The sequence below is a fragment of the Mucilaginibacter sp. P1_A3 genome, from assembly GCF_056406855.1.
This window is the reverse complement of sequence record NZ_JBFTZJ010000010.1, coordinates 55,577-74,503: the sequence shown is the minus strand read 5'-3', so window position 1 is coordinate 74,503 and position 18,927 is coordinate 55,577. Positions and strand designations below refer to the sequence as shown.

The 18,927-nt window shown below is 40.9% G+C and carries 22 protein-coding genes; 10 read left to right on the top strand and 12 right to left on the bottom strand.

What is annotated here, in order from left to right; all coding sequences use genetic code 11:
* Nucleotides 1-133 precede the first annotated feature (133 nt).
* Nucleotides 134-346 (bottom strand): hypothetical protein, encoded by a 213-nt coding sequence (locus AC1D0K_RS21560; protein ID WP_477393688.1) that lies wholly within the window; start codon nucleotides 344-346, stop codon nucleotides 134-136.
* A gap of 93 nt (nucleotides 347-439) precedes the next feature.
* On the opposite strand from AC1D0K_RS21560, the gene AC1D0K_RS21555 reads away from it, so the two are divergent.
* Entirely contained in the window at nucleotides 440-823 is a 384-nt protein-coding gene (locus AC1D0K_RS21555) for a VOC family protein (RefSeq protein ID WP_477393686.1), read from the top strand.
* Nucleotides 824-846: 23 nt separating this feature from the next.
* On the opposite strand, the gene AC1D0K_RS21550 is transcribed toward AC1D0K_RS21555, so the two are convergent.
* Nucleotides 847-2,100, bottom strand: a complete 1,254-nt coding sequence (locus AC1D0K_RS21550) for a metallophosphoesterase (RefSeq protein WP_477393684.1) — start codon at nucleotides 2,098-2,100, stop codon at nucleotides 847-849.
* Nucleotides 2,101-2,405: 305 nt separating this feature from the next.
* Here AC1D0K_RS21550 and AC1D0K_RS21545 point away from each other — a divergent pair, with 305 nt between their 5' ends.
* Nucleotides 2,406-2,606, top strand: a complete 201-nt coding sequence (locus AC1D0K_RS21545) for a hypothetical protein (protein ID WP_295712994.1) — start codon at nucleotides 2,406-2,408, stop codon at nucleotides 2,604-2,606.
* 103 nt (nucleotides 2,607-2,709) lie between these two features.
* Here AC1D0K_RS21545 and AC1D0K_RS21540 read toward each other — a convergent pair whose 3' ends face one another.
* From AC1D0K_RS21540 to AC1D0K_RS21530, 3 genes are all read right to left on the bottom strand, one after another.
* Nucleotides 2,710-2,979 carry a hypothetical protein gene (locus tag AC1D0K_RS21540; RefSeq protein ID WP_295716615.1) on the bottom strand — a complete coding sequence of 90 codons (270 nt, stop codon included), beginning with the start codon at nucleotides 2,977-2,979 and terminating at the stop codon, nucleotides 2,710-2,712.
* 305 nt (nucleotides 2,980-3,284) lie between these two features.
* Complete coding sequence (locus AC1D0K_RS21535) at nucleotides 3,285-3,959, bottom strand: Pr6Pr family membrane protein (protein ID WP_295716614.1); 675 nt, start codon at nucleotides 3,957-3,959, stop codon at nucleotides 3,285-3,287.
* A gap of 12 nt (nucleotides 3,960-3,971) precedes the next feature.
* The gene (locus AC1D0K_RS21530) at nucleotides 3,972-4,574 is read right to left on the bottom strand and encodes a hypothetical protein (RefSeq protein ID WP_477393681.1); all 603 of its coding nucleotides are present in this window, start codon (nucleotides 4,572-4,574) and stop codon (nucleotides 3,972-3,974) included.
* A 152-nt stretch (nucleotides 4,575-4,726) separates the two neighbouring features.
* Here AC1D0K_RS21530 and AC1D0K_RS21525 point away from each other — a divergent pair, with 152 nt between their 5' ends.
* Together AC1D0K_RS21525 and AC1D0K_RS21520 are read left to right on the top strand one after the other, a co-directional pair.
* Complete coding sequence (locus AC1D0K_RS21525) at nucleotides 4,727-4,957, top strand: hypothetical protein (protein WP_477393679.1); 231 nt, start codon at nucleotides 4,727-4,729, stop codon at nucleotides 4,955-4,957.
* Nucleotides 4,958-5,030: 73 nt separating this feature from the next.
* The gene (locus AC1D0K_RS21520; protein WP_295716609.1) at nucleotides 5,031-5,525 is read left to right on the top strand and encodes a VOC family protein; all 495 of its coding nucleotides are present in this window, start codon (nucleotides 5,031-5,033) and stop codon (nucleotides 5,523-5,525) included.
* A 1-nt stretch (nucleotide 5,526) separates the two neighbouring features.
* Here AC1D0K_RS21520 and AC1D0K_RS21515 read toward each other — a convergent pair whose 3' ends face one another.
* The 4 genes from AC1D0K_RS21515 to AC1D0K_RS21500 form a co-directional block, all read right to left on the bottom strand.
* Entirely contained in the window at nucleotides 5,527-5,736 is a 210-nt protein-coding gene (locus AC1D0K_RS21515; RefSeq protein ID WP_477393676.1) for a hypothetical protein, read from the bottom strand.
* 8 nt (nucleotides 5,737-5,744) lie between these two features.
* On the bottom strand, nucleotides 5,745-5,960 hold the full coding sequence (locus AC1D0K_RS21510) for a hypothetical protein (RefSeq protein WP_477393674.1): 216 nt from the start codon (nucleotides 5,958-5,960) through the stop codon (nucleotides 5,745-5,747).
* Between the two features lie 98 nt (nucleotides 5,961-6,058).
* On the bottom strand, nucleotides 6,059-6,460 hold the full coding sequence (locus AC1D0K_RS21505; RefSeq protein ID WP_477393672.1) for a hypothetical protein: 402 nt from the start codon (nucleotides 6,458-6,460) through the stop codon (nucleotides 6,059-6,061).
* Between the two features lie 23 nt (nucleotides 6,461-6,483).
* Nucleotides 6,484-7,041, bottom strand: a complete 558-nt coding sequence (locus tag AC1D0K_RS21500) for an RNA polymerase sigma factor (protein WP_477393670.1) — start codon at nucleotides 7,039-7,041, stop codon at nucleotides 6,484-6,486.
* A 121-nt stretch (nucleotides 7,042-7,162) separates the two neighbouring features.
* Between AC1D0K_RS21500 and AC1D0K_RS21495 the strand changes: the two genes are divergently transcribed.
* From AC1D0K_RS21495 to AC1D0K_RS21470, 6 genes are all read left to right on the top strand, one after another.
* On the top strand, nucleotides 7,163-7,312 hold the full coding sequence (locus AC1D0K_RS21495) for a hypothetical protein (RefSeq protein ID WP_477393668.1): 150 nt from the start codon (nucleotides 7,163-7,165) through the stop codon (nucleotides 7,310-7,312).
* A 58-nt stretch (nucleotides 7,313-7,370) separates the two neighbouring features.
* On the top strand, nucleotides 7,371-7,616 hold the full coding sequence (locus AC1D0K_RS21490; RefSeq protein ID WP_477443429.1) for a DUF7660 family protein: 246 nt from the start codon (nucleotides 7,371-7,373) through the stop codon (nucleotides 7,614-7,616).
* Nucleotides 7,617-7,764: 148 nt separating this feature from the next.
* Nucleotides 7,765-10,182 (top strand): glycoside hydrolase family 3 N-terminal domain-containing protein, encoded by a 2,418-nt coding sequence (locus tag AC1D0K_RS21485; RefSeq protein ID WP_477443427.1) that lies wholly within the window; start codon nucleotides 7,765-7,767, stop codon nucleotides 10,180-10,182.
* Nucleotides 10,183-10,333: 151 nt separating this feature from the next.
* A complete protein-coding gene (locus AC1D0K_RS21480) occupies nucleotides 10,334-10,759 on the top strand; it encodes a VOC family protein (RefSeq protein ID WP_477393662.1) in 426 nt (141 codons plus the stop codon).
* Nucleotides 10,760-10,853: 94 nt separating this feature from the next.
* Nucleotides 10,854-11,387, top strand: a complete 534-nt coding sequence (locus AC1D0K_RS21475) for a hypothetical protein (RefSeq protein ID WP_477393660.1) — start codon at nucleotides 10,854-10,856, stop codon at nucleotides 11,385-11,387.
* 184 nt (nucleotides 11,388-11,571) lie between these two features.
* Complete coding sequence (locus AC1D0K_RS21470; protein ID WP_477393658.1) at nucleotides 11,572-12,804, top strand: ROK family protein; 1,233 nt, start codon at nucleotides 11,572-11,574, stop codon at nucleotides 12,802-12,804.
* A gap of 419 nt (nucleotides 12,805-13,223) precedes the next feature.
* Here AC1D0K_RS21470 and AC1D0K_RS21465 read toward each other — a convergent pair whose 3' ends face one another.
* The 3 genes from AC1D0K_RS21465 to secDF form a co-directional block, all read right to left on the bottom strand.
* Entirely contained in the window at nucleotides 13,224-14,072 is an 849-nt protein-coding gene (locus AC1D0K_RS21465) for a hydroxymethylglutaryl-CoA lyase (RefSeq protein ID WP_477393656.1), read from the bottom strand.
* Between the two features lie 171 nt (nucleotides 14,073-14,243).
* The gene (locus AC1D0K_RS21460) at nucleotides 14,244-15,557 is read right to left on the bottom strand and encodes an NAD(P)/FAD-dependent oxidoreductase (protein ID WP_477443425.1); all 1,314 of its coding nucleotides are present in this window, start codon (nucleotides 15,555-15,557) and stop codon (nucleotides 14,244-14,246) included.
* Nucleotides 15,558-15,871: 314 nt separating this feature from the next.
* Nucleotides 15,872-18,859, bottom strand: coding sequence for a protein translocase subunit SecDF (gene secDF / locus AC1D0K_RS21455; protein WP_477443423.1), 2,988 nt, complete (start codon nucleotides 18,857-18,859; stop codon nucleotides 15,872-15,874).
* Nucleotides 18,860-18,927 lie beyond the last annotated feature (68 nt).

Genomic DNA, 18,927 nt, shown 5'->3' with positions numbered 1-18,927 from the left:
CGTCAAATCTCTGAAATATATAAAGCGCGGTCAACCCGTGAAAACACCGTATTTTACACCGTTAAAATACGGTGTAAAAGGTGAATATACCCCTGTGGAATATCAGATTAATTATTATAGTTTTAGATGCAGATTAGATTTTGATGATCTTATCGTTCTTATGTTGAGGTTGTTTGTGGTTATCTGGCTTAGGGATGTTTTTAACAATAGTGATTAATGTATTTGCAATTAATCCGGTAGCTTTTAAACCAAAATGAACAAAGGGTTTCATCACTTCCCATACAGAATGTACGGTTTGTACTTCTGTTTCCTGTTTCCCTATCTTTTTTACGTTGTGAGTTGCCATAATGTTGATGGTTAATTTAAAATTATGGAGATAAGCATAAAAACCTTGCCATAAATTAACTTTGTTATATTTGATCAATAAACCTAACCTGAAATGCAAATAAGAAACCAAATCGGCCGAATCGTTATCCTCGTTAATGATTATGAAGATGCCTTAAAATTTTACCAGTTAAACTTTGATTGTAAAGTGTTGGTTGACTATACCACAACAGAAGGCCAGCGTTTTTTACATGTAGGTGATGATGTTTCTGCAACAGGGATATGGTTTTTAAAATCTGCCGATAACCGGGTTGGCAATCAAACCAATGGGGAGCCTGTATTTGTAATGTATACCAATGCCCTGGATGCGTTATATCAAAAATTAACGACGAATAACGTTAAAATAAAACAAGTTCCTGTTTATGCTGATGATTATAGCTTTTTTCATTGCTATGATCTTTATGGCAACGAAATTATTGTGGCAGAACTAAAAGGATGATCCTGAAAATTCAGGATTTTGTGTTATGCCTTTTTCCTTAACTCAATAACAGTAATCTCGGGCCAGATGCCCAGCCTGCCGGAGAAAGCCAAAAAGCCAAAGCCGCGGTTTACATACAGGTATCGGTTTTTTTCGTTAGCAAGGCCCGCCCAGTCAACGTACTTGTATTTAACGGGGCTCCATTTAAATCCCGGGATCTCTATGCCAAACTGCGCACCATGCGTATGGCCTGATAGTGTAAGATGAATGTTTGTTGGGTTGTAACGCACCTGCTCCTCCCAATGGGTAGGGTCATGTGATAGCAGTACTTTAAAGGCATCAGTTGGTACACCTTGCAAAGCTTTATTAAGGTCGCCAACTTGTGCAAAGCCACGGCCCCAGTTTTGGATACCAATAAGTGATATTTTATGACCGTCTTTTTCTATGGTCACGTTTTCGTCCAACAGGAGCCGATACCCTAAAGCTTTGTGGTGTTGCTTTAGTTTATTAAGGTTGGCTGCTTTTTCCTGCGCGCTGTTCCATTGAATGTAATCACCATAATCATGGTTGCCCAATATGGAGAACTGGCCGTATGGGGCTTTTATAGCGCCAAATCTATCAATATAGGGTTCAATTTCTGTAGCCGAATTGTTTACTAAATCGCCGGTGAAAACAAAAAGGTCGCTTTTTTGCGCTTTAGCCAAATCAATGCCTTTTTGCATAGCTTCGGTATTATCAAAACTTCCGGAGTGGATATCTGATAGCTGGGTAATGGTAAAGCCGTCGAAAGCATCGGGCAGGTCATCAAAATATAACGTGGTACGGTGCAGTTTGTAATCGTATTTGCCTTTAAACATCGCGTAAAAAAAAGAGGTAAATGGCACTGCCGCCACCAATACCGCTACCTGGCTAATGAATTTACGCCTGGCAGGGAATGGCGATACGCTACCTTTGGCACTTGCCAGGTTAAACAAACCCACAAAAAAACGGCCTATATCGCCCAAAAACAAAACGATTATGAAAACCAGTTTGGTTACAAAAAAGGTGAGGAATAAACTCAGGATCCATTCATGAAAAGGCCGCATACCACTTGCTGTGCTAAAGGCGCCAAAGCCAATTAACAGCAGTGCGGTTACGCCAACAGACGTTAACAGGTATCCCCATAAAACAATATTACGCCAGAGTAGAGATGCCCAGTTGGCGGTTAGGGTTTTCAGCCCGGCAAAAACATACCAGTCAAACAATAAACTGATAGCCGAAATAATTAGAAATACTTTAATAAAACCACTGCCGTGCATAAATATAGGGTATAGATAGGCAATTTAGTAAATGATAGGCAATTGCGGCGGTAAAATTTAGCTTCGATGCCCCATTTCGGTCTGTTTCAAAAGAATGGAGAGGGAACTGGTTGAGGGGATAGGCCCCGGTTATTGTTAAAGTTTGTTAAACTCAACAGTAATTAATAATACACTTTAAGCTCGTGGCGTTTATGATTTACATTTTAAAGATAAAAGTTAATCAAATGATTAATTTTTACTTTTATCAAACAAAGCTTTAAATACAAACACATATTTTTGATTATCCATTTTAAACATCAATACCCATGGCAATATTAACAATTCAAATCCCCGACAACGAAGTTATTACTATATCAACCATTGTTGAACGCATTGAAGGCAGCATTATTAAAGTAAACGCCGATGAGGACGTTTATACTAACCATTGCCTGCAAAAAGAGGACGATATATTTATTAAAAATAAACTTGGGCCATCATCACCGTTTAATCATTTCTGGAACGATTAAGCATTATCACAAAATTTAGGTTTAGCCTGTTAATATACCATAAAAGCAAAAAGCCCCGCGTTTTAAAACGCGGGGCTTTTTGCTTTTATGGGCTTCTTTAAAATTACCTGGTAACGGTACGTACAACTACACGTTTGTGCGGATGGTAATAAGCATGCCTAACCACAACCGGCCTGTGCCTAACTACAACTGCTCTGTGATAACGCGGGCGATGTATGGTTCTGGTTACAACAACAGCTCTGTGGTAAGGGCGGTGATAATAATGGCGATGCACAGGTGCACTTACCCTTGTTTTTACTACAACCTGCGCTTTTGCTCCTTCAAAAGTGAACAAAGCTATGATGGCTATCATTAATACTTTTATGGTTTTCATTTTTTATTGATTTATATAGTTTTAAAATAATTAGTTGTTGATAATTACGCGTTCGTGTACTCGTACCTGTTCTTGATGGCGGTGCCTTCTGTGTTCACGGTTTTCAACAGAACAACTTGTAAAGCCTATTGCCGCCAATAAAAGCAATGCTATGGAGTGGGATATTTTAGTTTTCATAAACTGTATTTTAACTTTTTAATAGATATACAGATTAAACACGCACTGATACTCATAGTTTAATTTGAGCAGGTTCATCTACTAAAATGTTACAATACTGTTTTGAAGGTCTTTTAATTAGGGGAATATTAAGCCACAGGGTTATTTGATGCAGCCGATTTGGATGATATGCTGTTATTAAGGAAAAAAAATACCAAACCAAAAATCAAAAAAGCAATCATTACAAAAGCGGAGTTGATTGCTACATTTTGATAACCCAATTTGTCAACATCCAGGAAAGGGTATGGATACAAGTGATATAGGGAGCCGCGAATAAGTACGTAAACCAGGTACAAGAATGGGAACAAAAGCCATTTTAATCCCTGTAACACAATTAGTTTTTCCTTCGTTACAAAAAACAGCCAAAAAATTACAAACGCCAATGGATTAAAAGCATGTGTTAACTCATCCGTAACTCTGAATATGCCTTTCGGTAACCATAATCCCCGCAAAACACTATTGTATACCAATCCAACAATGGTTATATAAAGTGCTGTTGCCGTAATCAAGCTGGTGCTCGTGAAAAATTTTTGAAATGCCGACGTTGATTTCAGTGTTATAGCAAGGAGGCATAATCCAACTAGTATATTGCTCAGGATAGTAAAATAGCTAAATATTTGTACAACGGCTCCTCCAAAGGTTCGGCCGTCATGCAGGTATGCCTGGGTGGAGATAAAAAACTGCAAAATTATAGAAAACCAAACTATCAGGGCCAGAATAACTGTATATATAATGGCTGATTGGTTTGGTTTATGCACGTTCATGGTTTAAGGGTATTATCGCTTATTTACACTATCTAACATAGCTTGTAATGATTGCTTGTTTTTACGGAGGCTCTCAATAATGCCGATGTTTGTTTTTACAAATGCGATTAGTGAATCTGTTGGCTCAGTCGACTTGATTTTTTTTGCTGTTTTGATGTTGCTGATCAATGCCTGTGTTGACCTGATAATGCCCCATGGCAATCCCCACCATCCTAACAAAGCTGTAGTAGAGGTACCGCTTTGATTTGCCTGCTGTAAACAGGTAGGGCATGCTATCATTAACTTCTTTTTGTAACGGGTTAGCAATATGAAGCTTTTTACCGTGCCAATTACTGCCGCGTTTAACGGCTGATGAGTACTGTTGCAGGCAGGGCAGGGCTGGTTGCGGATAAGGGAAATGTAATCATCAAATTCCTTACTGCCGGTATCAATCAATTGGGCATTTACACTGTTTACAATGTCATTATCCAAACCGCGGCTTTTAATCTCGGCTTGTAATATTTCAAGTGCTTCGGGCCTTAAGCTGGTTGCTTCGGCAACAGCCAGGCGCATGAGCTTATCATCAGGTAAATTTTTATAAGTAATTTTTAGTTGTTCGGTATCTGGTAGCATCATTATAAATGTAAATAAAAACAATTAATATCAAACCGGCCTATTTAAGTTAATTGACAGGCTACCATTAGCTGAATAAATGCCAGAACATATTTCTTTATTTAAAGTTGTATTTAGAGCAACCAGATACCAATATTACACGTAAACAATAGTATATGAGGGGTTATATCAACATACCAAAAACCATCTGCTGCAAGTTTTGTAAGATATGTGGGGCACGTCCGGTAATTGAGCCGGCTGCAGATGGGTTGTATGTTGTTAAATGCCCCAATGATAATGGCCACTACCAAACCCGCGCAGGCTTAATTGATATTGACGATTGGAACACGAATAATACGGTTAATTTTGTACCCGACCTTAATATAACGCAGCAGGTATCCTACTAAGTAATATTTCTGTGTTATTAATCTTAGTGTTACTTAAACACATATCTTTAAGTTTTTAAAACCAAAAACTTAAATGAGCCTTTTTAGTAATCTCCAAAACTGTAATCCCAAAAAAGTTATACTTGGGTTAACCATTAGTATGTTTTTATTGCCTGTTTTATGCTTTGCCCAATCAGGCTCAGATGTGGTGCCTGTGGTTGATCATATTGCAATTTGTGTAAAAGATCTTAAAAAGAGTACAGCCTTTTATACCGATGTTATGCATTTGCAAAAAGTATCAAATCCATTTGCCGATACTGTGCACCAATGGTATAGCCTGGGTAACCATGTGAAATTACATGCCATACAGGGTAATTGCGCAGGTGTGCATATTAAGGCAGAGCACTTGTGTTTTTCGGTTACATCTGTAGCAGAATTTGCTAAAACATTAGATAAGCTAAACATCCCTTACAGTAACTGGATTGGCGATAGCAAAGAGCCAACGTTACGAAAAGACGGTGTGTTGCAGCTGTATTTCCAGGATCCTGATGGGTATTGGATAGAGATTAACAGCCCGGCTAAAAAGTAGATTAGCGCATTGGGTTTTTAAATTTACTTTTTAACCAATGCCCTTTCCACAGCCAAAAGGCAGATAGCAAAATCATGGGTAAAAATATCCATTTAACCGGCGTTGTTGCGTATAGCCGGTTTTCAATTGGTCCATAAAAGTATCCAACTACCGGTACACATAAAATAATGAGCACCCAGCGGATTAGTGCACGTTCTAAAGCAGGAGTCATCGCAAAATTTAGTATTCAAGTTCGCGGCAATGGATGCCGGCTCTTATTAACAGCCATTCAATGTAACGGGGAGAGAGTCCATCGGATTCTATCCGCAGTATATTGTCACAATCTTCCAGGTCAAAATTCCATTGGGCAATTGCCGGAACTTTGGTGAGCAGGGTGGTTACCTTGCTCACCTGCTTTTTTTCCTTAACATTTGTTGTAAATACCAGTACATCCATAATAGGTAGTTTTTTAGTATCAAGTAAATGGTATCAAGTATCAGTAAGTAAATGTGAGTGAAGAAGCTTGCTGCCCTCCACTCACCATTTACTACTCATTAATCCTGTTTTTCTTTGCTTTCCTGCTCCGGGTTAAAATTATCCCATGGGCGGCCAAATCGGCCATGGTTATCCCAACCGCAATTACGATCGCGCATTTTGGCTTTAAATCTTTCCTGTTCTTCGGCACTCATGTTTTTAAAGCGTTCTTCCATCCGTTTACGCATCCATGGGTTACCGCCGCCGCCCCATCCGGGCTTGCCTCCTTTGCCAAAGCCAAACAGTATTTTGCATAAAATGAATATGCCCATGGCCTGCCAAAAAGTAATAGCGCCAACATGTAAAATTCCCGGTAATAAATTGTTCCATAACTGCATCACCACAAAGCTGATGAGCGTTAGGAAAGCGGCTATCCCGATAGGTATAAATATGAACCGCCATTTATAAAATGTTCTTTTCATTGTCTTTTAATGTTTTAAATCTTTTAATATTCTGTAATTTCAAGGTATAGCTGCTTAAGCCGCTTACGGAGGTGAAGCACTGCATAACGTTTCCGGGATACTAATGTATTAATGTTTTGCCCGGTACGTTTAGCGATCTCCTCAAACGGAACATCTTCCAGTTCCTGCCATATAAAAACCTGCTTCTGCTCGTCAGGCAATTCATCAAGTGCTAAAAATAATTCCTCCCAAAATAGGTTGCGCAAGTATTCTGTTTCGGGGGTATTGGTTTCGGCAAACAGGATAGCTTTAAAATTTTCTGTTTCCTCCTCGTCCTCATCAGTGGCAAGCATATCATCCAACAGCGTCTCTGTTTTCTTTTTATGTTTATCGGTTATTTTATTGCGTGCAACACGGTATAACCAGGCGCTTGTTTGTTCAATAGGCTCAGAATTAATCACCGAGCTGAACTGGTACCATACATCCTGCAGAATGTCTTCAGCATCAGCATCATTTTTTACCCTCCGGCGGATAAAACTCAACAGGCTTTTACCATACGCTTTTATTGTATGTATAATGTGACTGTTTTTGTCTTCGGGCATTACGGCGGTTATCAATTTATTATTCCTTTAAAGATAGAGACGATTGTGAATTGAAAACATTTTAATTTATTTTAATAAAAAGAGACAAAGAACTAATGGATGAAGGATAAAGGACTAATAGATGAAGGATAAAGCTATTGAACCCATTAAAAAAGAAGCGCCCGTTTATTTTACAAATGATGTATCTATGGACAGGCGCCAGGTATATTTAAAAGTGGATAGTTTGGCAGTGGCGTTTTTTAGGAAGACGCTGGGCCTCTCGGCTCCCTGAAGGAAGTTCTAAATTGTTCCATATAGCATATCTTAGATGCTAAAATAACACAGACTGTATGTTATATAATGAAATACCTGATCGAAAATCGTTTGTTGACTTTGTGAAATTGTTAAGAGATGATTTAAAGTTGAATAGTGCCGAATGGGAAAATAAAACGCTGGACGATTTCTTAGGGGCTTTATCGGCATACGCCAACGATATCCAGGGATATTATGATAATACCCATCAACAAGTGAACTCAGATATACCATCGTGGAACGTATTTGCAGATATTTTGAGGGGGGCTAAGGTCTACGAATAATTTATTGTGCTTTTATACACAACGCCAATTAAAAACTTCCCCTTTAGGGGGTTGGGGGGCCTCTACATTTTCTCTACACCTTAGTGTTATTTTTACAATGCATTATTATAATCTCCTATATTTGAAATACTAACCGCAATTCATCTACATGAGAAAAAAGTATTACCTGCCACGCATCTGCATGGCATCGGCACTGGCTGCCGGACTTTGCCTTACGGCATCGGCACAACAAAAAAATATTTACCATAAGGGCTGGATAGATTTTAATAAGAATGGTAAGATGGATTTATTTGAAGATGCATCACAACCCATTGATAAACGGGTTGCCGATCTGTTAAGCCAAATGAATGTTGAGGAAAAAACCTGCCAGATGGCTACCCTGTATGGCTACAAGCGCGTACTTAAAGATGAAATGCCCATCCCCAACTGGAAAAACGAGATCTGGAAGGATGGCATAGCTAATATTGATGAGGAGTTGAATAACCTTACCTCGCATACTGATGATGCGCCAACACAATATTCATTTCCATTCAGCAAACATGCGTCGGCTATAAATACTATCCAGAAATGGTTTGTTGAAGAAACCCGGATGGGCATTCCGGTTGATTTTACCAATGAAGGTATCCATGGCTTAAATCATGATCGTGCAACACCATTACCGGCACCTATAGGCATAGGCAGCACATTTGATAAGCAACTGGTGCGCCAGGCCGGGCAAACGGTTGGTCGCGAAGCAAAAGCTTTGGGATATACTAATGTTTACGCCCCCATACTTGACCCTGCCCGTGATCAACGCTGGGGCCGTGTGGTGGAGTGTTACGGAGAAGATCCTTTCCATATTGCCGAAATGGGCAAGCAAATGGTGCTGGGGATCCAGGAAGAAGGCGTTGCATCAACCTTAAAACACTTCGCGGTTTATAGCGTACCCAAGGGAGGGCGTGATGGCAGTGCCCGTACCGATCCGCACGTGGCGCCGAGAGAAATGCACCAGGTGTACTTATATCCTTTTCGCAGGGTAATACAGGAGGCTCACCCTATGGGCGTAATGAGCAGTTATAACGATTGGGATGGTGTGCCTGTAACCGGCAGCTATTACTTTTTAACACAGTTGCTTCGCCAGCAATATGGCTTTAACGGCTATGTGGTGAGTGATAGCGAGGCTGTTGAGTTCCTGTACTCTAAACACCACGTAGCTGCCGACTACAAAGAAGCCGTAAGGCAGGCCGTTGAAGCAGGTCTTAATGTGCGCACCAATTTCACTATGCCGCAAACGTTTATTTTGCCTCTCCGGGAGCTGATCAAAGAAAATAAGATCTCGATGAAGATCATCGATTCCAGGGTTGGGGATGTACTACGGGTAAAATTCCGGTTGGGTTTGTTTGATAGCCCTTATGTGAAAGACCCAAAGGCTGCGGATAAAATTGTGCATACGGCAGATGATGCGGCGATGTCGCTTAAAATGAACCGGGAGTCTATGGTATTGCTTAAAAACGAAGGCGATCTGTTGCCCTTGGATAAAAGTAAGCTTAAAAATATACTGGTAACCGGTCCGCTGGCTACCGAAACTAATTATGCCATTAGCAGGTACGGTCCCTCACATAATCCGGTAACTAACATATTAAATGGGATTAAAAACTATGTTGGCGCAGGGGTAAAGGTAAACTATACCAAGGGTTGCGATATGATTGATGCCACCTGGCCCGAAAGTGAGATCATTGAAACACCGTTAACCCCGCAGGAGCAGGCAAGTATAGATTCTGCAGTAGTCCAGGCAAAACAATCCGACGTTATTATAGCCGTTGTGGGCGAGGATGTAGATAGGGTAGGCGAAAGTCTGTCTCGTACAGGATTGAACCTTCCGGGCCGCCAGTTAAAGCTGATACAGGCCTTACAGGCTACCGGCAAACCAGTGGTAATGGTGATGATAAACGGGCAGCCGCTTACCATCAACTGGGAAAATAAATATGTTCCCGCTATTTTGGAGGCCTGGTTTCCAAGCGTACAAAGCGGGCAGGTAATTGCCGAAACCCTTTTTGGCGATAACAATCCGGGCGGTAAGCTGCCCATTACCTTCCCTAAAACTACAGGGCAAATTGAATTTAATTTTCCGTTTAAGCCAAATGCCCAGGCCGGGCAGGGTGGCCAGAACAGCTGGGGTAAAACCAGTGTAAATGGTGCTTTGTACCCTTATGGTTATGGCTTAAGCTACACTAAATTTGAATACAGTAACCTGGTAGTATCTCCCGAAAAAGAAAATGCCCAGGGCGATGTGCATGTAAGTGTAGATGTAACCAACACCGGTGCCCGCGCCGGCGATGATGTGGTACAGCTATATCTTAAAGATGAGATAAGCAGCGTAACTACTTACGAATACGATCTGCGCGGCTTTGAGCGCATCAATCTTAAACCCGGCGAAAAAAAGACAGTCCAATTTACCTTGCACCCGGACGATTTAGCCCTACTGGATAAAAACATGAACTGGACAGTTGAACCCGGTAGGTTTATGGTGATGATAGGCAGTTCATCGGAGGATATTAAGCTGAAGAAGGAGTTTGAGGTAGAGTAGGGCAGATGGTAAAAAGTAAAACACTTTTAGCATCAAATAATGCAGCTTCCTTTTTTATCACTGTGATGAAAAAGGAAGTTGTTACAAAGTGATTTTTGATTTGAAAAGGGGCGGCTAAAAGAAGAAGAAAATGACTTAATTTAAAGTAACAATGAGCACACCAAACCAACAAATAATACCTATGCTGGCCTATGAGGATGGCATAGCTGCCATGGAATGGTTATGCAAGGTTTTCGGTTTTACTGAGGTAACCCGGATGGTGGACGAGAACGGTAGGCTGAGCCATGGTGAGATAGCCATGGGCGGTGGTATAGTTATGCTGGCTGAACCAACTCCCGATTATCAAAGCCCGAAACATCATATTCAAAATTGCGCTATAGCTGCTAAAGCTTACAGCGTACCCTACATTATTAATGGTGTATTGGTTTATGTGGATGATGTAAAACAACATTATGAAGATGCAGAAAGCAATGGTGCAACTATTTTATCTGTATTGGAAGAAGGTTACCCCGGCACTCGTTACCGCGCCGCCGATTTGGAGGGCCAGCGGTGGATGTTTATGCAAAAGGAAAAATAGTGAGAGGCTGTGTGAAGCGACAATATTAATTACTTTATTTTACTAAACTTTGTAATTCAAAGTTCTTTTAATATTATTGCCAAATTTATTTCACATGGAAGCTTTAGGACATTTCATTTTCGAACTTTTTAAGATAGCTATGTTAAGCTGTATTTATACAGGGTTATTTTTTTTAGGGCGATTGATATTTTTGCAAATAAAAAAGAGGGACACGGAGTTTAGATGGGGTAAATTTAAGCAGGTTCACATCATTATTTATGTGTTGTTATTTATATTCTCTTTTACCTATTATGGAGATCATGGGTTAGGGGACAGTTATAGTATCCCACTTGGGCGTTGGGAAACCATGGAAGCGGGCGATTTATATGCTTATTTTATCCCCAAAGGCACAAGCAATCAGATTCCTGTTAACGCTTACACAGTTAAAGATGGTAATTTATGCGCTGATATTGAAGACGGATATATGGTTTACAACCTTAAAACCAAAAAGGTGAGTAAATTCGGCGCAACTCGTCAGTATAGTGCTTATGCATTGACTCACGACCTGCCGGAAGTGGATCAATTTCTGAAGTTTGAACAACAATATAATTCCTACTGGAATGGTTGGAGGTTTTGGCTGTTGCCTTAGTATAACTAACTTGTAATTATTCTATAGGCAATATCTCCAATTTATTTCATTTGATTATTTTTGCCGGCTAATCAGTTTTACTAACTGTGATATTTACAGTTGTAGTATGATACTTTATTTATATTTTTATAAACTTTAATTACTTAGGCTTGGCCTTTTAAAATCATTAACTATTACTTATTGAATGGAACCCGAAAATAAAGGTGTGAGGGGCAGTCAGCTAAAAAACATGATTATCAAAAAGCTTTACTTTAATAAAGCAATGTCATGTGCCGGACTGAGCGAGTTATTTGATAAAAGCATTCCGTCAATAGCTAAAGCTATAAATGAATTGATGCACGAAGGCTTTGTAGTTGAAGACGGTTACGCCCCGTCAAGCGGTGGTCGTAGGCCATTGATGTATTCGGTAAAAGCTAATGCTATGTATATATTGGCAATAGCACTTGATCAGCTTACGGCGCGTATCCAGCTTTTTGATCTGCTCAACAACCCGGTAGCCGATATGCTTACTTTTGAGTTGAAGCTCCTGAATAATAGCGAGGCTTTGGGACAATTGCTTGAGCAAATCAATATTTATATTAAACAAACAGATATCCCAAAAGATAAAATAGCCGGTATTGGTATTGGAATGCCGGGCTTTGTAAATGTAACCGAAGGTATCAATTACACCTATCTTGATGCCGGTGGACAAAGCCTTACGGAATATTTTACCGATCAAACCGGGATAGATACTTATATCGATAATGATTCGAGCCTGATAGCTCTTGCCGAACAAAAGTTTGGCATTGCCAAAGCTCAAAAAGAAGTGATGGTTATTAACCTGGGCTGGGGGATAGGCCTCGGGATGATCGTGAATGGCAAGTTGTTCAGGGGCCATAATGGCTTTGCCGGTGAGTTAAGCCATATCCCGGTAACTGAGGATGGCGCACTTTGCGAGTGTGGCAAGCGTGGTTGCCTGGAGGCTGAAGCATCATTGCTGGTAGTGGCCCAAAAGGCGGTTGCCGGTATTAAACAAGGGCGCATTACAAGTTTAAAATACAATATTAATGATCACTCTAAATTGATGGGTGATGCTATACTGGAAGCAGCCAACAATGGCGATCAGTTTGCTATTGAACTGTTATCAGATGCAGGTTATAAAATAGGGAAGGCCCTTGCCATCCTGGTGCATATCATGAACCCCGCCATCATTGTATTGAGCGGTCGTGGTGCAAAGGTTGCCAAAATATTAATGGCACCCATACAACAGGCTATTCATAAATATTGCATCCCAAGGCTTTCGGCCGGCACAGAGTTGCTGGTATCCGAACTCGGTTTTGATGCCGAATTGATTGGCGCATCGGTACTGGTTATGGAAAATTTTGATAAATCGGTAAAAGCTAAAGTTTCAAAAGCGAAAAAAGCGATTGTGAGATAGGTGTGCGGATTTCAGGTTCCAGGTGTGCCCCACTAACCGTCATTGCATAGTGCCTACCTATGACAAGTTGTTGAATCCCAGACTTACGAAGTTTTAAAAACTTCGTAAGTCTTTCACCGCTTGTCATTTCCACCTTCAGAGTTCCTGGATTTCACAACTACCTATGACGTTTTGTAAAAACGGTTGTCTTCCTGAACGCAGTGAAGGATCTTCTTCACTATAAAAGTCGGCGAAGAGCAGGGCGAAGAAGATCCTTCGTTCCTCAGGATGACAAACTTTTTAAGCGTCATTTTCCTTTCAGTGTTGCCCGGATAGTAAAACTCGCAATGATGGGGCAGAGAGCTCCAGTCATAAAAAAGCTATTACTCATTTTTTCATCTGCATATCTGCACATTTGAAATCTGCACATCTAATCGTATCTACAAAAACACTCTCCCCGAATAATCCAAAGCTTCCTGTAGTTTATCAAAATTAAGCCCCAGGAGCTCGTTTTGGGATTTTAGATAATCTATTAGGTTTTCTGTGGCAATATTGCCTGTGAGGTCGTCTTTGGCCATAGGGCAGCCGCCATAACCTTTTAGTGCCGTATCAAAATGTTTGCAACCACTTTGATAGGCCGCCGCTACTTTGGGCTGCCAGGTATCAGGAGTGCTGTGCAGGTGAATGCCAAATTCTGCTTTAGGAAATTGACGGCATAATTCCGGGTAAATACTGCTGATCTGTGTTGCATTGGCAATGCCAATAGTATCAGCCAGGGCTATGTTATAAATGCCTTCGTTTACTAATTTATCAGTCCACTCGTGAATAATGGTGGTGTTCCATTCGTCGCCATAAGGGTTACCAAAACCCATGGAAAGGTAAACCAGCAGTTTTTTATTATTAGCTATGCTCAATTCCTGCATGCGCTTAACGTTATCAAATGCCTGCGATAGCGTGGTATTGGTATTGCGCAGCTGAAAAGTTTCAGATATAGAAAACGGATAGCCCAAATAAGTTATCTCGGGATGCTTCACGGCCTCTTCCGCCCCACGATAATTGGCCACTATCGCAAGCAGTTTTGAAGTGGTATTATTTAAATCAAGCTTACTTAAAACCTCAGCTGTATCCTGTAGTTGAGGGATGGCTTTGGCCGATACAAAACTCCCAAAGTCTATCGTATCAAAACCCACCTGTAAAAGCAGGTTAATATAAGCGGCTTTTACAGCTGTGGGGATAAAATGTACAATTCCCTGCATCGCGTCGCGGGGACATTCGGTTATTTTGATCATTTCGGGTTCGTGTTGTGTGGCTCGTGTTGCGGGTAACAAAACATCAATTAATTTAATACAAGATTAAAACTTTTACCGGCAACTCGCAACCGGCAACTCGCAACCGGCGACACGAACCATCAATTTACATTAAAGCTTTTACCCGCAACTCGCAACCGGTAACACGAACCGTCAATTTACGGTTTCGGGTAAATGAATGTCGTTAGTAACGCCTTCACGCTCAAACTTGCGGATAATTAGCCTTGTACCACCGTTGTAGTTCACATAGCTAAATACCCAGTTTATAAATACGATCACTTTGTTCCGCCCGCCCAAAAGAGATATAAGGTGCACAAACATCCATACCAACCAGGCAAAAAATCCCTGGAACTTGATCTTACCCAAATCCGCAACCGCTTTATTGCGGCCAATGGTTGCCAATGAACCTTTATCAAAATATTTAAAAGGGGCAGTTGGCTCGTGATTGATAAGCTGCACAATTGTTTTACCAACGTGTGCGCCCATTTGAATGGCAACCTGTGCCACGCCCGGATGGCCTTTAGGCGTTTCATCGGTGATCATGGCGGCTACATCGCCAATGGCGAAGATGTTGGTACTGCCAATCATCCGGCAAATACTATCTACCCTAATCCTGTTGCCTCGTTCAATGTTGTCTTCTTCTATACCTTCAGGAACTACACCCATTACACCCGCGCTCCAGATCACATTTTTAGTGCGGATGGTTTTACCTCCTTCAAATTTTATTTCATCACCATCGTAGCTTTCAACCTTTACGCCCAACAGTACCTCAACTCCCATACCAGTCAGGAAATCTTTAGCGGCTTTTGAGGCCTGATCAGAAAAGGGGCCCAATACCTTTGGCAAAAAGTCCACAAGGTATACTTTCATTTCTTCCTTTTTTAGCTCGGGATAGTCTTTGGTCAGTACGTGATTGCGTAACTCCGCCAATGAGCCAGAAAGCTCAACGCCCGTTGGTCCGGCACCTACCAATACAAAGGTGAGCAGGGCTTCCCGTTCTTGTTTGTTCGGTTTAAGCAGGGCTTCTTCAATATTTTGCAAAATAGAGTACCGTAGGTTCAATGCCTCAGGAATGGATTTCATCGGCATTGAGAATTTTTCAATCTCTTTGTTTCCGAAAAAATTCGTGGTTGATCCTGTGGCTATCACCAGGTAATCGTAGGCTATTTCGCCTATGGTAGTATCTAAGATATTGCTTTCGGCATTTATTTTTAATACCTCGGCAATTCTAAAACGGAAATTTTTTTGACCCGAAAAGTTTTTTCGCAATGAAAAGGCAATCGACTCGGATTCGAGGCTACCCATGGTTACCTGGTATAGCAGTGGCTGAAAGGTATGGTAATTATGCTTATCAAGCATTAAAATGTCAACAGGTTTATCCTTCAGCTTTTTGGCTACCTGCAGGCCACCAAAGCCGCCACCTATTATAACTACTAATGGAAATTTCGCGCTATCTGATGTATTCATATACAGATTATTAGTGTTTTGTAAAGACGCCTATTTGCGCCCCCGTAATTATCTACTGGAAACGCAAGCAAGCGTCTCCACTCGTATACCATAGCACAATACCTATGCCGATGGCAGTGTTTGTTGTTTTATTTTACAATGCAATTATACCTTATTGTTATCTATCAGCAACCCTGTCTGTCGGTGATTTTGAGACTCTTAACAACCTGCCAAAACGGCTTTGCTCTTTTCTTTGGAGCCTCCCGGGCAATGCACCTGTAAAACAAAAAAGGCCCCAAATGTTCTTTGGAGCCTTTTAATAATTTAGATTATTTTTATTTGAGGTCTTTTTTTCCAAAGTCAACTATCACCGGTGTTGCCACACAGATAGACGAATATGTACCGAAAATAACACCGATCAATAACGCGAACGAGAAGCCCTTGATTACATCACCACCAAATATGAACAATATGATCAATACAAATATCACGGTTAAAGCTGTGATAATGGTACGGCTTAATGTACTGTTGATAGCCTGGTTGATAACTTCTTCCTGCTTGTCATCTTTTGAATGGTGCAGTTCAAGGAACTCACGAATCCTGTCAAACACTACCACAGTATCATTGATAGAGTAACCGATAACGGTTAAGATAGCCGCAATGAACGCCTGGTCGATATCTAACGAGAATGGTAATATGCCGTTAAATAAAGAGAAGAATGATAATACCAATAACGCATCATGCGCCGTTGCAATCATCGCTCCCAAACTGAATTGCCATTTACGGAAGCGGATAAAGATGTATGCCGAAATTACTAATATGGCGATCAATACCGTATATACTGCCGAAGTCTTTAACTCATCTGCAATAGTGGCACTTACTTTCGCACCACCTAAAATATCACTATCGGCAATTTTGGTTTCTGCTTTAGTACCCAAAGCTTCAATAAGAGTAGTTCTTACCTTGGCATCAGCCGCGGTAGTATTCTCTTTGATCAGGTAGTTGGTAGTAATGCTGATTTTATCGGCCCCCAATGTTTTAACCTCGGTACCACGACCTAAAGTGGCATCAATAGCATTGTGAATGGCTTCGGTAGTTACTGTTGTGTTAGGGAACTTAACGATATAGTTACGACCACCTTCAAAGTCAACACCGTAACTAAAGCCGCGTACTACAATTGATATTATACCGGCAGTGATAAACAAACCAGAGAAAATGTAAAACTTAAAACGGTTTTTTACGAACGCGTAGTGTGCATTTTTAAATGTATGTGAACTCCATGGGTTGCTGAATTTGATATCCCATCCTTTATCAAGCATCCACTCAAAAATAACCCTTGAGATAAGCAATGAACAGAACAATGAAGTTATGATACCGATCATCAACGTAGTTGCAAAACCTTGAATCGGTCCAGATCCGAAGATGAACAGGATCAAACCAGTTAAGAAAGTACTGATCTGTGAATCGAGGATGGATGGCAGCGCGTGTTTAAAACCATCGGCTACGGCTATCTTTAATGATTTACCTAAAGCAAGCTCTTCACGTACGCGCTCATATACCAATACGTTGGCATCAACCGCAATACCCAGCGTAAGCACGATACCCGCAACACCAGGAACTGTAAGTACAGCACCTAAGCTGGTAAGTACGCCCATTAAAAAGAATATGTTGATAACAACGGCAACCACAGCAACTGTACCTGCACGGTTGTAGTAAGCGATCATAAAGATAAGCACTACTACTAAACCCAGCACGCATGACAGTAAACTGTCGCTAATGGCTTCTTTTCCTAAGGATGGACCTACAATTTCTTCAGACACGATATGCGCAGGAGCAGGTAAACGACCAGCCTTTAACACGTTAGCTAAATCCCTTGTATCTTCCTGGGTAAAGCTTCCTTCAATTGAAGATACACCACCAGAAATTTCGTTTTGAACGTTAGGAGCAGAGTATACGTTATCATCAAGAACAATAGCGATAGCTCTTTTGTTGGTTGCAGCTGCTGCCTCGGCAGTAACTGTACGCCATTTTTGAGCACCTTCTGAGTTCATGATCATCACAACCTCAGGGCTGCCTTTTTGATTTACGTCTGCGCGGGCATCGGTAATTACATCACCAGAAAGTACAGGGCCGTTTTCGGCACCGCTCAATTTAATGGCGTATAATGCAAATGCTTTAACCTTGGCATCTTTTAAAGGTTTTACATCCCAAAGGAATTTCATATTGCGCGGTATAATTGATTTTACAATTGCACTGTGCAGGTATGAATTAACTTTAGCAGTATCTTTTAATGCGGCATAACCAACAACCGGGCCCTGGCCTAATTGCGGCTGACCACTTTGGTCGCGACCAATGTTTGGTTCTAATACAGCGAACAACGGGTGTAATGATGCCTGTTGTGCTTTGCTGCTTAAAGCTGCAGCCGAAGTATCTTTTTCTGCATTTTTTTGAACCTTGCTCAATAATGATCCGGCCTTAGCAGCAGTATCAGTTTTGGCAGGAGTAGCAGCGGCAGTCGTTTTTGACGAATCTGTTTTTGCTGTTTTGTTTTTAGCAGCAAACAGGTTGTCAATACTACCAAGATATTGGTAAGCTTCGCTGTTATCAAAAGTTTGATAAAATTCCAGTTTGGCTGATCCTGACAATAACTTACGAACGCGTTCTGGTTCTTTAACACCAGGAAGCTCAACCAGGATACGGTTTGAACTTGCCTCTAACTGAATGTTAGGCTGGGTTACACCAAACTGGTTGATACGGGTGTTTAAAACGGTGAACGATTGTTTTACCGCAGTGTTGGCCAAATCTTTCAAGTAAGATTCAACTTCGCTGTTTGAGGCGTTGAACTTTAAGTGATCCTGGTTATCTTTTGTTGAAAAGATAGCGGCCAGTTTACCATCCGGATTTAGTTTCTCATACTCACTTACAAATAACGCGATGTAATCTTTCTGACTGGTTTTTGCATCAGCCTGTAATTTGTCGGCATTTGCTAAAGCCTGGTTGAACACAACATCCGGATTGTTGTTAGAGATTTTCTTCACTAACTCATCAAGCTGAATTTGCATGGTAACGTTCATACCACCTTTAAGGTCGAGACCCAGTGCAAGTTCCCTTTGCTTTACGTAAGCATAAGTGTGTTTTAATAACGGATATACCGGTTGTGTAGACATTGAGTCCAGGTAAGCCTTTTCTTTATCTGTGCTTCCCTTTGCGTATGCCTTGGCATCACTCTCAACTTTTTGGGCCACCCATGTAAAAGACAGTTGGTATAAGCATACAACTGCCAGCAGAATGGCGAAAAATTTAATAACCCCTTTACCTTGCATCGAATTTGTAATATGTAATTAATTAGTTTATAAGCTATTTTTAATAAGACGGCAAATCTAATAAAATT

Coding starts and splice junctions, on each gene's coding strand:
- AC1D0K_RS21495 (WP_477393668.1), top strand. CDS start 7,163: ATGAAGGATAAAGCTATTGAACCCATTAAAAAAGAAGCGCCCGTTTAT.
- AC1D0K_RS21535 (WP_295716614.1), bottom strand. CDS start 3,959: ATGAACGTGCATAAACCAAACCAATCAGCCATTATATATACAGTTATT.
- AC1D0K_RS21515 (WP_477393676.1), bottom strand. CDS start 5,736: ATGACTCCTGCTTTAGAACGTGCACTAATCCGCTGGGTGCTCATTATT.
- AC1D0K_RS21505 (WP_477393672.1), bottom strand. CDS start 6,460: ATGAAAAGAACATTTTATAAATGGCGGTTCATATTTATACCTATCGGG.
- secDF (WP_477443423.1), bottom strand. CDS start 18,859: ATGCAAGGTAAAGGGGTTATTAAATTTTTCGCCATTCTGCTGGCAGTT.
- AC1D0K_RS21470 (WP_477393658.1), top strand. CDS start 11,572: ATGGAACCCGAAAATAAAGGTGTGAGGGGCAGTCAGCTAAAAAACATG.
- AC1D0K_RS21465 (WP_477393656.1), bottom strand. CDS start 14,072: ATGATCAAAATAACCGAATGTCCCCGCGACGCGATGCAGGGAATTGTA.
- AC1D0K_RS21525 (WP_477393679.1), top strand. CDS start 4,727: ATGAGGGGTTATATCAACATACCAAAAACCATCTGCTGCAAGTTTTGT.
- AC1D0K_RS21550 (WP_477393684.1), bottom strand. CDS start 2,100: ATGCACGGCAGTGGTTTTATTAAAGTATTTCTAATTATTTCGGCTATC.
- AC1D0K_RS21560 (WP_477393688.1), bottom strand. CDS start 346: ATGGCAACTCACAACGTAAAAAAGATAGGGAAACAGGAAACAGAAGTA.
- AC1D0K_RS21520 (WP_295716609.1), top strand. CDS start 5,031: ATGAGCCTTTTTAGTAATCTCCAAAACTGTAATCCCAAAAAAGTTATA.
- AC1D0K_RS21480 (WP_477393662.1), top strand. CDS start 10,334: ATGAGCACACCAAACCAACAAATAATACCTATGCTGGCCTATGAGGAT.
- AC1D0K_RS21460 (WP_477443425.1), bottom strand. CDS start 15,557: ATGAATACATCAGATAGCGCGAAATTTCCATTAGTAGTTATAATAGGT.
- AC1D0K_RS21475 (WP_477393660.1), top strand. CDS start 10,854: ATGGAAGCTTTAGGACATTTCATTTTCGAACTTTTTAAGATAGCTATG.
- AC1D0K_RS21540 (WP_295716615.1), bottom strand. CDS start 2,979: ATGAAAACCATAAAAGTATTAATGATAGCCATCATAGCTTTGTTCACT.
- AC1D0K_RS21500 (WP_477393670.1), bottom strand. CDS start 7,041: ATGCCCGAAGACAAAAACAGTCACATTATACATACAATAAAAGCGTAT.
- AC1D0K_RS21555 (WP_477393686.1), top strand. CDS start 440: ATGCAAATAAGAAACCAAATCGGCCGAATCGTTATCCTCGTTAATGAT.
- AC1D0K_RS21485 (WP_477443427.1), top strand. CDS start 7,765: ATGAGAAAAAAGTATTACCTGCCACGCATCTGCATGGCATCGGCACTG.
- AC1D0K_RS21510 (WP_477393674.1), bottom strand. CDS start 5,960: ATGGATGTACTGGTATTTACAACAAATGTTAAGGAAAAAAAGCAGGTG.
- AC1D0K_RS21545 (WP_295712994.1), top strand. CDS start 2,406: ATGGCAATATTAACAATTCAAATCCCCGACAACGAAGTTATTACTATA.
- AC1D0K_RS21530 (WP_477393681.1), bottom strand. CDS start 4,574: ATGATGCTACCAGATACCGAACAACTAAAAATTACTTATAAAAATTTA.
- AC1D0K_RS21490 (WP_477443429.1), top strand. CDS start 7,371: ATGTTATATAATGAAATACCTGATCGAAAATCGTTTGTTGACTTTGTG.